The following is a 12690-nucleotide window of genomic DNA, read 5'->3' as shown; positions in this document are numbered from 1 at the left end:
TTAAGCGGCATGATCTGCCGTCCTCGCTACGCTGACCCCCGATGCAAGGCGGATCACGGCTTCTTCCGTCATGTCTTGCGGGCCAAGCTCGCCCGCGATGCGCCCCTCCCGCACGACCATCACGCGGTCGCAGAGCCCGAGCAGCTCGGGCATTTCCGAAGAGATGACGACGATGCCGATACCGCCGCGCGCGAGGTCGCGCAGCAGCCGGTGAATTTCGGTTTTCGCGCCGACATCGATGCCGCGTGTCGGCTCATCCATCAGGATCACCTTGGGATTGACGGCAAGTTGCTTGGCGATCGCCACCTTCTGCTGGTTACCGCCCGAAAGCGATTTGACCGGCGCCTCGACGCCGAGCATGCGCACCGCCAGCCGCCGCGCGAAATCCTCCGCCACCGCCGCCTCGGCGCGACCGTTGAGCAGACCGGCATGATTGGTGAGCGCCTTCAGGTTCAGCACCGAGATATTCTGGGCGATCGACATTTCCAGGAAAATGCCCGCGCCCTTACGGTCCTCCGACAGATAGAGGATGCCGGCCTTAACGGCATCGGCATAGGCGCGGATCGCCTGAGACTTGCCATGCAGGCGGACCTCGCCGGATGTATGCGCACGAAGGCCGCAAATGCCCTCGGCGATTTCCGTGCGGCCGGAGCCGATCAGGCCGCCAATGCCGAGGATTTCGCCTTTGTGCAAATCGAAGCTGATGTCATGAAAACGCGCACCGTCGCTGATGCCATCGACTTCAAGGATCGTCTCGCTGGATGCCTCGCCCGCTCCGAGTTTGTCGGGATAGAGCTGCGTGATCTCGCGACCGACCATGCGGCTTACCACGTCGTCAGCCGTGACATCCGCGATGTTGTCGGTGCAGACATAACGGCCGTCACGGAACACGGTCACCTGGTCGCAGAGGCTGAAGATCTCCGCCATGCGATGGCTGATATAGATAAGCGAGATGCCGTTCGCCTTGAGGTCGCGGATGATGGAAAAGAGCCGCTGCGCCTCCGTTTCGGTAAGCGCAGCAGTGGGCTCATCGAGGATCAGAACGCGGCAGTCCAGCGTCAGCGCCTTGGCGATCTCGACAAGCTGCTGGCTGGAAATCGACAGATCCGCGACCTTCTGGCGCACATCGATGGCGGCGAGCCGGTTCATCACCGCCTGGGCATCGCGCTCCAGGGCACGGTAATTCATGAAAGGGGTGCGTCGCCGGTTGGTCGCCGCCATGAACATGTTTTCGGCTACTGTCGCATCCGGGCAAAGTGCGATTTCCTGATGCACGAGACCGATGCCCAGCGATTGCGCGGCAGCCGGCGAAGCAATACGCACGGGTTTGCCATCGACGCGGATCTCGCCTTCGGTCGGCTGCAGCACGCCGGCGATGATGTTCATCAGGGTCGACTTTCCGGCGCCGTTTTCGCCACACAGCGCATGAACCTCGCCGCGTTCGAGCGTGAAGTTGACATCGGTCAAGGCCTTCACCGCCCCGAAATGCTTGGTCATGCCGTGAATGGTAAGCACCGGATCCGCCATTGGTCATTTTCCCTTACTTCATAGCCGGCAACAGATCGAGGCGGCTGCCGTAATCTGACGCTTCTCCCCCAGCGGGGAGAAGTGCCAAGTTTGCGAGGCGATGAGGGGACAGGGGCAGTGCGGCATGCTCAGAGCCGGCCCCCATCCAGCCGGGGAGAAGAGCCCCCTTACTCCTCGATTCCCTTCGTGCCACGCCGCTTCAGGTACTTGTCCCAATAGAAGTCGTCGGCATTTTCGGCGGTAACGATCGAAAGGCCGTTGTCGACGACCGGGATGCTCATTGGGTTGAAGCCCGAGCGCTTGGCGTCATTCATCGGGTCGATCAGTTCCGGGTGCTTTGCAAGCCACAGCAGCATGAAGCCCATGTAGCCCTGCATGCCTTGGTTCGGGTTGATCGATCCGAAGACTTCGCCGGCCTTGATCATGTCGAGGATGTTGGCGTTGACGTCGGCGCACATCACGAGAACCTTGCCGCCGTTTTCCTTGGACGCCTGCGAGGCACCGATCGCGGAGTTCGCCTCTGGCATGAAGACTGCACCGAGGTTCGGATTGGCCTGAATCAGGCTCGAAAGCCCCTGATAGGCCTTGGTCGGGTCTTGGTTGGAAGCGGCGCGGCCAACCAGCTTCATGTCCGGCCACTTTTCTTCCATACGGCCGATGAAGGCGGTGATGCGCTTGTCGTGGTTGTCCTGACCAGGATTTTCCAGAACCGCATATTCGCCCTTGCCACCCATCTTCTCGGCAATCGCGTCGGCGGCATAGACTCCTTCGCGGTTGTTGTCCGAGGTGATGAACGAAACGCGCTTGGAAAGCGGCGAGTCGGCGGCGAAGGTGACGACGGCCGTGCCTTGGTCGATGGCGCGGTTGATCGGCTCGATGAACGGATCGGAGTTCATCGGATGGACGAGGATGCCGGCCGGGTTCTGGGCTAGCGCCTGGTCGAAGGTGGCGATCTGCTTGTTGACGTCATATTCCGGCGTGCCGGTATAGGCCGTTTCGCAGCCGAACTGCTGGCCGGCCTGCTTGAACATCTCATAGACCGGGAACCAGTATTCGACGCCCGAAACCATGACGTTCATGACGTATTTTTCACCCGGCTTGCAGCGGAACGGATTGTCCGTCTCCGCCGACGCTGTGCCGGCAAAAAGCGTTGTTGCAAGGACCGCCAATGCGGTAGAGCCTAGAAATTTGCGCAAGATTCCTCCTCGAGGCCGAAGCCCCTCCCAAAAGCCCGAGGGCGTCAAACCGACGCCGCTGATCGCGTTGAAACCGAACTTCCTCCTCGAAGTTCGATGGGAACAATAAAGGCGAAGACGAAATACATGTCAATATAATTCATATAGTGAAATATATTTCAGAACCTCACAATCAGACGGAATTCGGCTGTGAGGTTGCATGTGTTGCGTCGTTATTGCTGCCACGGCGCAACAGGTCCAGCCATGCCAGCACTTTACCGCGAGGTGCTATTGTCGCCCGAGTGCGGCATGATCGTGCGCTCAGCCATGATGAACGTCTTCACTTGTTGAGCTAACACGGGTGGGTGACGCTGGCGCGAAAAGCGGCTAAATTCGCTGGCAAGCGCCAGTTTGAGCCTTGAATTCGTTCGGCGCAACTCATCACAGCACGTTCACAGCGAAATCATCTGAGAGCGCATGGAACGATCCGGCAAATCAGACGGCAAGACATATTGCTTTGGTGACTATCGGTTCATTCCGGACCGGCAACTACTGATGTTTCGCGACAAGCCGTTGCGGTTGGGAAGCCGGGCCGTCGATCTACTCCACCTGCTCGTGAGCCACCCGGGAGAGGTCGTCGGCAAGGACAAGCTTATGAGTTTCGCCTGGCCAGACACTTTCGTTCACGAAAGCAACCTGAAAGTCAACATCGCCGCGCTGCGCCGAGCCCTTCCACGAACGGCCTCAGGCCTGTCGTGCATTGCCACCGTGGCCGGCCGCGGCTACCGCTTCGTTGCGCCCCTGCGCATCTATGGTGGAGACCAGCCGCACCTCTCCTTCGATGCGGCCAACGCTTTCATCCGTGAGTTGCCCCGCCTGCCGCAACTTGTCGGTCGCCACGACGTCGTTGCGGAACTCGCCGCCAGGCTTCCGGAAAGCCGACTGGTAACCGTTGTCGGACCAGCGGGAGTCGGCAAGACGACTGTCGCTGTCGCCACGGCAAAAAGCCTTCTGGACAACTATCGGGACGGTGTCTGTTTTGTGGATCTTGCCGTCATCGGCGATCCCCAGCTTGTGGAGGTGACGATAGCGACGTCGCTGGGCATCGGCGGCAGATCGGCGAATACGCTTGCCGGGATCGTCGAGGCATTGCGCAGTCACGAAATGCTGCTCGTGCTGGACAACTGCGAGCATGTTCTCAGCACCGCGTCGGCGATCGCGGAACACCTTACGCTTGCGCTTCCGGGCCTTCACATCATCGCCACAAGCCGGGAGCCGCTTCGATCACGGTCGGAGAGCGTCTATCGCCTGTCTCCGCTTCCCTATCCAGACGAACACCGCGGAGAGAACCGAGCAGATGCCCTGACCTTCCCCGCGGTCCAGCTCTTTGTTCAACGGGTCAACGAGGCCTGCGGATACCAACTCAATGACGCTGATGCACCCGTCGTGGCAGCCATATGCCGGCGTCTGGACGGTATAGCGCTTGCAATCGAGCTCGCCGCATCGCGGCTGCCGCTATTGAAGCCGACAACCCTGCTTGTTCTGCTCGAACACAGTTTCGAACCACTTGTCGCCAGTTCCGCGGGGACCCCGCCACGACACCAGACCCTGCTCGCGACGCTGGAGTGGAGCTATCAGCTCCTGTCCAAGGATGAGGCCAAGCTTCTGCGCTTCCTGTCGGTCTTTTCGGCAAGCTTCTCTTTGTCCGACGTCATCGCCGTAGCCGACCACATTGGCCTAGCAATCGAGGAGGTCGCCGCTTGTACGCAAAACCTCGCGGCGAAATCGCTTTTGTCGGCCACGCGCGACGTCGAAGAACTACGTTATCGGCTGCTCGACAGTACCCGCAGCTTCGCGGCCGAGCAGTTGGCCAGGAGTGGAGAAGCCGCCAACGCCCGATCCAGCCACGCGCGCTTTCTCCTCCGGCTGTTCGAGCAAGCCGAGGCGGAGTGGCTATGGAAACCGAGGAGCGAATGGACCGCGTGCTACGCACCACGGACGAACGATTTGCGCAAGGCGATCGACTGGACTCTCGGTGACGGCGCCCAGCCGGAGGTGGGTGTGCGCCTTACCGCCGCTGCAATTCCGCTTTGGGACGAATTGTCGACCGTCGCTGAAAGCCGGCAATGTGTCGAGCGTGCGCTGAAATCCACGGAAGCACTGTCGCGTTGCGACCCCGCCATCAAGATGAAGCTCATCGCGTCCAATGCCTCGGGCCTCAATTTCTCTGATCATCTCGGTCCCGAAGCCGACGCGGCGTGGGCGGAGGCAAACCGACTGGCGCGCGAGATCGGCAATGTCGATTATCAGCTGCGCACCTTGTGGGGGCTTGGCATATTGCAGAGCTTCACCGGGCGACACAAGCAGGCGATCGCGACGCTTGAGCAGTTCGCCAAACTCGCAGGCGGCGACGATGAACGGCTGGCTATCGTAGAGGGAGAACGGGTCAGGCTGACGGCCGTCTTCTATCGCGGCGATATCGGGCGCGCGCACTCCGACCTGAAGCGCCTCGCGCGCGACAATGCCACCACCGCGAAACGCTCGGCTGTTGCCCGCTTCCAGATGGACCGGTTCGTGTCGATCCGGGTTGCATTGGCTATGACAGCCTGGGTAGCGGGAGATCGCGGTGAGGCGACGACAGCACTGACAGACGCGCTAGACCATAGTGTCGCACTCAACCACACGGTCTCGCATTCCAACGCTCTGGCCCAGGCTGCGCTGCCTATCGCCTTTTGGTCCGGCGATACCGAGATCGTACGCCTGCATGCCGCGGCGCTTGCCCGCAATCTTACTTTGCGCGAAATCGCGATCTGGAGACCTGTCTGCCTGTTTTACCGTGGCGTCGCCGGGAGCATGGAAGGCGACCCTGAGGGAGTCGACACGATGCACCTCGCGATCGATCAACTCGTCGCCAACAACTTCCTTGTTCGGGTGCCGTTCTATCTCGCCACTCTCGCCGAGGCTGCCTTGCGCGACGGGCGCATCGCGTTGGCCCGCGACAGCCTGAGTGCCGCTTTCGACCACGCCGACCGGCAGGGGGAAGACTGGTCCCGACCGGAGCTGCTGCGCGTGCGCGCAACGCTGCAGCGGCTGGATAGCGATCTGTCAGGGGCCTCGGAAACGCTTCTGCTCGCAGCGGAAACCGCAAGGGAAAGCGGTGCGCTTTTCTTCCGGCTTCGGGCATCGACGGCACTAGCAGAACTATGGCTGGAAGCCGACCGGCGCGAGGCGGCGGCCGAACTGCTGTCGCCCGTCTGCGCCGAGTTCGATGACGTATTGCCCTGCGTGACCGTGGTGAAGGCCCGTCAACTTCTCGAAGCTCTCCGGCAAAACACCTATCCTGATTGAGTTAGCCATTCTTGCTCGCAACCATTACGGGGTCGAGGACAAAGGCGCTCCGTTCGGCGAGATCATGGATGCTGGCCAGGTAATTCTTGAAATGCGGCGTCTCGCGGTGCGCCGCCACCGCGGCGTTGTCGATATAGAGTTCATCCAGAACATACCGGTCGGCTTTCGCCTGATCCCGCCAGACATCCCATCTCAGGTTCCCCGGCTCCATCCTGCATTCGGGTGCCATGGCGAAGAGCAGCGCCTCAAGCTCTTCGGCTTTGCCCGGCTTGGCAAGCAAGGTGGCCATGATCTTGATGTAGAGCATGATCCGGTTCCGCTATTTATCCGCAGTTTCGATGAAGGCTGCGACCTCTTTGGCGTGCGAAAGCATCACGGCATGGCTGCTGTCGATCTCGGTGGTCACACTGCCGGCCCGTTTGGCAAATCCCCTCTGGAAGGTTGGGGGGATCATCATGTCTTTCGTGGTGACCATGAAATACGAGGGCTTGGCCTTCCACGCGACCTTGCTGATCGGGGTCTTCACAGCGTCCAGTCCTCAGGGAACCTGGGCTGCGGCCATGAAGCGTGTAATTGAGGCATCGACATCGGCGGCGAATGCCTTCGGGAACTTCGACGGGTCCACAAGCAGGTAGCCATCGCTGGGCGGCAACAGCGGTGCGGCCGATTCTCCGGCCGGAACCGGCTGTTCCGCGAGCGACGCCACCGACTCCCCGGCGTCAGGCGCGAACGCCGCGACATAGACCAGGCTTTGCACCTTGGGGTTAGCCCCGGCCTCGGTAATGACCATCCCACCGTAGGAGTGGCCAACGAGAACCACTGGATGTTTCGCCTTCGAGATCACGCGCTCCGTGGCCGCGACATCGCCACTGAGGCTGATCGTCGGGTTCTGAACCACCAGCACCTCATACCCATCCTCGCTCAGGGTGTCGAACACCGCCTGCCAGCCGGAGCCATCGACGAACGCGCCGTGCACCAGAACAACCGAGACTGTTTTTTCGGCGGCAACAGAGGCCGCGGGAGCAAAAACGGTCATGGCAGCGAACAATATCCAGGTTGAGCGTTTCATCGTGTCGAACCCCTAATGCCTCGCGATGGACGGAGGACCGATGCCGGCCTTCCGGGAAACTGCGCAGATGATATAGCGAGGGTTGCGGCTCGGCTGGTTAAAAGACGTAAAAACGGAAGTCGGTCACAACGGCCTTGATCGGCCCTGCGGTGATACGCGAATGGCTAGGCTTTCCGGGTCGGATAGGGTCCAAGGAAAAGAACCACTGTCGCACCGCCGATGAGCAGCAGCGCACAGGCTTTCAAGATGCCCGAATAGGTGCCGGTGCTGTCGAACGCATAGCCAAACAGGCTGGGGCCCACGAAAGCACCGACCACGAAGATCCCGTATAATGTTGCATATGTCGTGGCGTAGCTCCGCATCCCGAGATAGCGCGAAACCAGATAGGCCATCAGGTCGAATTCGATCCCAGATACCAGGCCGAGCAGCAGGATGGCGATGCACGCTACGGAGAAGCCCACATCGTCCAGCGAAAGGATGAAGCAGGCGACAGCGCCAAGCGTCAATATCACCGTGCCAACCGCAGGCGCCCAGAACCTGTCGACCAAAACGCCGCCAAGCAGCCGGCCGGCAACAGCCGCTATTCCGACGAGCGAGGCGAGCTCGACGACTTCGGTCGGCGACAGGCGCAGCGAACGAAGGATGTTCTCGATGTTGGGAAGCGGAGCCGCAACGGCAAGAGACATCGGGATGAAAACGATGGCCAGGAGCCAGAATGAACGCGAGCGGAAGGCCTCGCGTGCGGTCATGCCTTCCAGCGCAATCTCTGGCGCCGGCCCCGCGTCGACATTCCTGCTGCGCAATCCGGCAAAGCCCCAAAGTACCATCGGACATGCTATGAGTATCGGCATTGTGCCCACGACGAGGATCGCGACGCGCCAGCCGCCCGTCTCGATCAAAAATTGAGCCAAAGGCTTCACCACGAAGGCAAACAGCCCCGCGCCTGACAGCGCGATGCCAAGAGCAAACCCCCGGCGCTCCTCGAACACGCCGTTGATCACCCGCGTGAAGACGACTGGCGTCGCCCCCAGCCCGAAGATCGCGATGGCCAGCCACGAGAGATAATACTGAACGATAGAGCCGCTCGACGCCGCAAGCGTCATATAGCTCAGGCCCAGACACGACAGAGAGGTCGACGCCACCAGCCGCGCTCCAAACTTGTCGATCAACATCGCGAAAAATGGCCCGACAGCCAGAACCGAAGCGGCTAACAACGACAGGCCGCCAAAAATTGTCGCGAACGACCAGCCGAATTCCCGCGCGAAGATCGGCGCGAAAACGCCGATCGTATAAAACACAATGGCCGGCAAGCCAAAAGCCGTTCCAAGCAGGCTTGCCAGAACGATCCGCCAGCCGCTCCTGAATTCAGAGAAGTCCGTTCCCTTCATAAAGACTTCCCTCGTCGAAACCAATTGTCCGGCAACCGCTTCGCGGCGCAAAAGTGTATGAGCAACCTGTCTCTGTCTGCAACTCATGCACGGTTGACCACAGTCGTAACACCAGCGGAACCTATTGAAAGGTGGCCGATCGGATGAGAAATGGGCTGCCTCCACAATGGCCGCTGCCTTGATACGACGGCCACCATGTCGAAGACGGATATGAAGGCGATTTGCGGCCATCCCAACCGAGCCTGATTGACGACATTAAAGCACAGGCGCCGGGCCGCTTCGGTTTGGAGCCGATCGAGGCCAACCAAGCGTGACATCGTCCTGATCGGAGATTCACCTTTTTTAACCGGCGACCTTCCTTGAGCAGTGATATTAAGGTGGCGAGGCCGGTGGATAACGAGATCCCACAGGTTACGGCCCGACAGCATCAGCAGGTTCGAGTTTTAGGTGGTCGTTGTTGGCCATGCCTGCTTGTGCCTGGACGAGACTGGTCGAGAAACCATCGGATCGAGGAGGGATCATGCCTCGCGCGCTGAGCACACTGACTTTATCGGACGCCAAGCAGATGCTCCAGGCAGCCGAGGTTAAGGCGGCCAAAATTGGCATTCCCTACAACATCGCCGTGGTCGACGCGGGTGGCGCGCTGATCGCCTTCGCGCGCCAGGACGGCGCGCTCGAAGGCAGTATCGATCTTGCCATCGGCAAGGCAAAGACGGCCCGGATGTTCAACAAGACGACCGAATATCTCGCTGAATTGGCACAGCCCGGCGCACCGCTGTTCGGGATCGAGCAGAGCAACGATGGCCGTGTCGTGATTTTCGGCGGCGGTCTGCCTGTGACGATTGGCGATCAGATCGTCGGTGCGGTGGGCGCAAGCGCCGGTTCTGTCGAGCAGGACATCGCGGTCGCCGAGGCGGCGGCAGCCGCGATCATGACAAATCCAACACGGTGAAGGAGACCTGTTATGAAGGCCGCGCGTATTCTCGAATACAACAAGCCCCTCGTCCTCGAGTACATCAAGGTTCCCGATATTCAGCCCGACGAGGTGCTCGTGAAGGTCGCCGCCTGCGGCATGTGCCGCTCCGACGTGCTGCTCATCGATGGGTTCTTCCAAGGCTATGGCGATATCCCGCCCCCCGTCATTCCTGGTCATGAGATCACCGGAACAGTCGATAAGATCGGCGGGGTCGTGGCCAAGGCCTCCGGTCTTGCGGAAGGTGACCATGTCGTCGTCTCGCCCGGATGGGGCGACGGCGTCTGCAAGCATTGCCAGGTCGGCAATACGCACATCTGCCCCAATGTCCGCTGGCCGGGCTTTGGTACTTATGGGGGCTTTGCCGAATACATTCCGGTGCCGGCCCGCTATGCCATCAAGGTCGCCAAGCATCTCAAGTTCGAGCAGCTGGCGCCACTGACGGATGCCGGACTGACGCCCTATCGCGGGCTCAAGAAGATCCGCGATGCCGGTGGCCTAGGACCAGACAAAGTCATCGGCGTGTTCGGCATAGGCGGCCTTGGCACTTATGCGGTCCAATATGCCAAGCTGCTCGGCGCAGGCGGCCCAGTCGTTGCCGTCGCGCGGAACGAGGAGAAGCTTCAGGTCGCCAAGAAATACGGCGCCGACCACGTCATCGCGATCGAGGGCAAGTCGTCGGAGGATGTCGGAAAAGAGCTCAAGAAGGCGACCGGCCAGGACAAGTTCGACGCCATCATCGACTGCGCCGGTGCTACGGAGATGATGCAGCTTGCCTTCTCCCGTCTGGCGATCAGCGGGCACTATGCCGACGTCGGCTTCATCGGCGACCGGATCAACATTCCCCTGTTTCCGCGTGTCTCCGGCGAACAGACCTTTCACGGATCGTTCTGGGGAAACAACGCGGATCTCATCGAGGTCATGGCGCTGGCAGCCGCAGGCAAGATCCAGCACACGATCAAGACCATCTCGTTCAAGGATATCAACGAATACATCGATCTCATGCGGGACAACAAGATCGTCGGGCGTGCCGTGGTCACGTTCTGACGGCACGGCCCGCAAGAACCAAACCGAACCATATGTCTAGGAGACAACCATGACCCAGCATGTCCTGTTCATCGTCACCAACGCAGCCGTGATCGGACCGCATAACCGGAAAACCGGCTTCTTTTTTGCGGAAGTCGCCCACCCGTTCGATGTCCTCGACACCGCCGGCATCGCGGTGGAATTCGCCTCGCCCGCCGGCGGGTGGACTCCTTACGACGCCTATGACGAAAAGGACCCCGCCCAGAAGGCGTTCTTCGAGAGCAAGGCTTTTCGGCGGCTAAATCGCAGCCGTAAACTCAGCGAGGTGGATGCGGCCGACTACGATGCCATTCTTGTGCGTGACGCGGAGGCGGTCGAAGCCCATCGCCAGACGCAGCACTACCAGGCCTATCTCGCCCGTGTTCCGGCGTTGGCGGATCGCTCGGCGCTTGTCCTCGAAGCTGTCGCGCTCGGAGAGTAACTGGAACGGAGGATCTCATGCTTGAAGTCGTGCAAGCCTATGATCGCGAACATATCGCCGATCTTCCGACGGACGACGCCACAGCACTTGAAAGCAAGCTGACCCTCGCCCGCAAACGCTTCGAGGACAGGCGCGGCTGGCTGCAGCCGCACCAGCGTCGGGCGGTTCTCCTCCGCCTTGCCGATCTGGTTTTGCAGCAGCGGGAAACGTTCGCGATACGCATCGCACGAGAAGGCGGCAAGCCCTACACCGATGCTTTGGTGGAGACCGATCGGGCGATCGATGGAATTCAAAACGCCGCAGACCTGCTTCGCACCCGAGGCGGCACCGAGATACCGATGGGCCTGACCCCGGCCAGCGAAGGCCGCCGCGCCTGGACGATCCTGGAACCGATCGGCGTGGTTGCCGCGATTTCCGCATTCAATCATCCCCTCAATCTCATTGTGCACCAGATCGCGCCGGCGATCGCCACGGGCTGTCCCGTCATCGTCAAGCCCGCCGCCGCCACACCGCTTAGCTGCCTGGAGCTGGTCAAGCTCGTCCATGAAGCCGGCATGCCGGAGGGCTGGGTCCAGACCCTGCTTCCCGAGAGCCGCGATCTGTCGAGCGCCTTTGCAAGCGATCCGCGGATTGCTTTCCTGAGCTTCATCGGTTCGGCCGCGGTAGGCTGGCATCTGCGCGCCAATCTGGCGCCAGGAACCCGCTGCGCACTCGAGCACGGCGGCGTGGCCCCCGTTATCATCGACCAGACTGCCGATATCGACGCAATCATCGAACCGCTCGCGAAGGGCGGCTACTATCATGCGGGTCAGGTTTGCGTCTCCGTCCAACGGATCTATGTCCATGGGTCTCTCAAGGATGCCTTCGTCGAACGGTTCGCCGAGCGTGTCGGGCGACTGCGCGTCGGAGACCCCCTGCTTGCCCAAACCGAAGTCGGCCCACTCATTACGCCGGCAGAGGCCGATCGGGTCGCAGACTGGGTCGCGCAAGCCGCTTCGGACGGTGCGCGCCTTATCGGAGGTGGACGCCTCAGCAGCACGACATTGGCGCCTGCTGTTCTCGTGGAGCCGCCCCAAAAATCGAAGGTGTCACACGAAGAAGCGTTCGGCCCGGTCACCTGCGTCTTTTCATTTTCCAGTCTCGACGAGGTCATTCACGAGGCAAATTCGTTGCCGGTCTCATTTCAGAGCAGCATATTCACGCGTGATCTCGCCGTTGCGCTCAAGGCGGCCGAACACCTTGATGCCTCGACTGTTATGGTCAATGACCACAGTGCGTTTCGGACCGACTGGATGCCGTTTGCCGGTCGGCAGACATCAGGCTATGGGGTCGGCGGCATTCCATATACCGCGCGTGAGATGACGGCCGAAAAAATGATTGTCTTCAGGCAGCCGTAGCTCGCCGTCCGCCGCGAGGGCACTAGTGAAAATTCCGTGCCTTGACCTTCAGCATTTCGATCCTCAGATCGGACTCGTCCATCGCCTTCGGTCGCACGATCGGCTTCGATGCATCGAGTGGATCCGGCCCGCCACCATGAGTAAACTCGTCTCCCTTGGCTGCTGGCAGCCTGAACCGGGTACCGTGATCGGCAAGACCCCGGGCCATCAGCCGGCCGGTTTGCGGGTGCACGGCTCGATCGCCAACATCATGGCGTCGATGGAGGTTCTGGACCTGATGGAGCAGCAGTTCATCACCGCCGCACA

The 12690-nt window shown here is 60.8% G+C and carries 8 protein-coding genes and 2 pseudogenes; 5 read left to right on the top strand and 5 right to left on the bottom strand.

Annotated elements, in window-relative coordinates; all coding sequences use genetic code 11:
- Together FHT77_RS25640 and FHT77_RS25635 are read right to left on the bottom strand one after the other, a co-directional pair.
- Positions 1-1527 (bottom strand): sugar ABC transporter ATP-binding protein, encoded by a 1527-nt coding sequence (locus FHT77_RS25640; protein ID WP_183757653.1) that lies wholly within the window; start codon positions 1525-1527, stop codon positions 1-3.
- Between the two features lie 167 nt (positions 1528-1694).
- Complete coding sequence (locus FHT77_RS25635) at positions 1695-2723, bottom strand: substrate-binding domain-containing protein (protein ID WP_183757651.1); 1029 nt, start codon at positions 2721-2723, stop codon at positions 1695-1697.
- Between the two features lie 456 nt (positions 2724-3179).
- On the opposite strand from FHT77_RS25635, the gene FHT77_RS25630 reads away from it, so the two are divergent.
- A complete protein-coding gene (locus FHT77_RS25630) occupies positions 3180-6050 on the top strand; it encodes an ATP-binding protein (RefSeq protein WP_183757649.1) in 2871 nt (956 codons plus the stop codon).
- A 1-nt stretch (position 6051) separates the two neighbouring features.
- Here the strand turns inward: FHT77_RS25630 and FHT77_RS25625 are convergent, their stop codons facing one another.
- From FHT77_RS25625 to FHT77_RS25615, 3 genes and pseudogenes are all read right to left on the bottom strand, one after another.
- Positions 6052-6357 carry a putative quinol monooxygenase gene (locus tag FHT77_RS25625; RefSeq protein ID WP_183757647.1) on the bottom strand — a complete coding sequence of 102 codons (306 nt, stop codon included), beginning with the start codon at positions 6355-6357 and terminating at the stop codon, positions 6052-6054.
- Between the two features lie 12 nt (positions 6358-6369).
- Positions 6370-7086: pseudogene (locus tag FHT77_RS25620) on the bottom strand (alpha/beta fold hydrolase).
- A 197-nt stretch (positions 7087-7283) separates the two neighbouring features.
- A complete protein-coding gene (locus FHT77_RS25615) occupies positions 7284-8507 on the bottom strand; it encodes an MFS transporter (protein WP_183757646.1) in 1224 nt (407 codons plus the stop codon).
- A gap of 520 nt (positions 8508-9027) precedes the next feature.
- On the opposite strand from FHT77_RS25615, the gene FHT77_RS25610 reads away from it, so the two are divergent.
- From FHT77_RS25610 to FHT77_RS25595, 4 genes and pseudogenes are all read left to right on the top strand, one after another.
- Positions 9028-9459 carry a GlcG/HbpS family heme-binding protein gene (locus FHT77_RS25610; protein ID WP_113364229.1) on the top strand — a complete coding sequence of 144 codons (432 nt, stop codon included), beginning with the start codon at positions 9028-9030 and terminating at the stop codon, positions 9457-9459.
- 12 nt (positions 9460-9471) lie between these two features.
- Complete coding sequence (locus FHT77_RS25605) at positions 9472-10527, top strand: NAD(P)-dependent alcohol dehydrogenase (RefSeq protein ID WP_183757645.1); 1056 nt, start codon at positions 9472-9474, stop codon at positions 10525-10527.
- Positions 10528-10576: 49 nt separating this feature from the next.
- A pseudogene (locus FHT77_RS25600) lies at positions 10577-10864 on the top strand (type 1 glutamine amidotransferase domain-containing protein); the annotation flags it as partial.
- Positions 10865-11004: 140 nt separating this feature from the next.
- Complete coding sequence (locus tag FHT77_RS25595) at positions 11005-12384, top strand: aldehyde dehydrogenase family protein (protein WP_183757643.1); 1380 nt, start codon at positions 11005-11007, stop codon at positions 12382-12384.
- Positions 12385-12690 lie beyond the last annotated feature (306 nt).

The organism is Rhizobium sp. BK181, assembly GCF_014193305.1.
Classification (GTDB): domain Bacteria; phylum Pseudomonadota; class Alphaproteobacteria; order Rhizobiales; family Rhizobiaceae; genus Rhizobium.
This window is presented reverse-complemented; position numbering and strand designations above follow the sequence as displayed.

Excerpts from the sequence above, each read along its gene's own strand:
- FHT77_RS25625 (WP_183757647.1), bottom strand. The coding sequence starts at position 6,357 with ATGCTCTACATCAAGATCATGGCCACCTTGCTTGCCAAGCCGGGCAAA.
- FHT77_RS25615 (WP_183757646.1), bottom strand. The coding sequence starts at position 8,507 with ATGAAGGGAACGGACTTCTCTGAATTCAGGAGCGGCTGGCGGATCGTT.
- FHT77_RS25630 (WP_183757649.1), top strand. The coding sequence starts at position 3,180 with ATGGAACGATCCGGCAAATCAGACGGCAAGACATATTGCTTTGGTGAC.
- FHT77_RS25640 (WP_183757653.1), bottom strand. The coding sequence starts at position 1,527 with ATGGCGGATCCGGTGCTTACCATTCACGGCATGACCAAGCATTTCGGG.
- FHT77_RS25605 (WP_183757645.1), top strand. The coding sequence starts at position 9,472 with ATGAAGGCCGCGCGTATTCTCGAATACAACAAGCCCCTCGTCCTCGAG.
- FHT77_RS25610 (WP_113364229.1), top strand. The coding sequence starts at position 9,028 with ATGCCTCGCGCGCTGAGCACACTGACTTTATCGGACGCCAAGCAGATG.
- FHT77_RS25595 (WP_183757643.1), top strand. The coding sequence starts at position 11,005 with ATGCTTGAAGTCGTGCAAGCCTATGATCGCGAACATATCGCCGATCTT.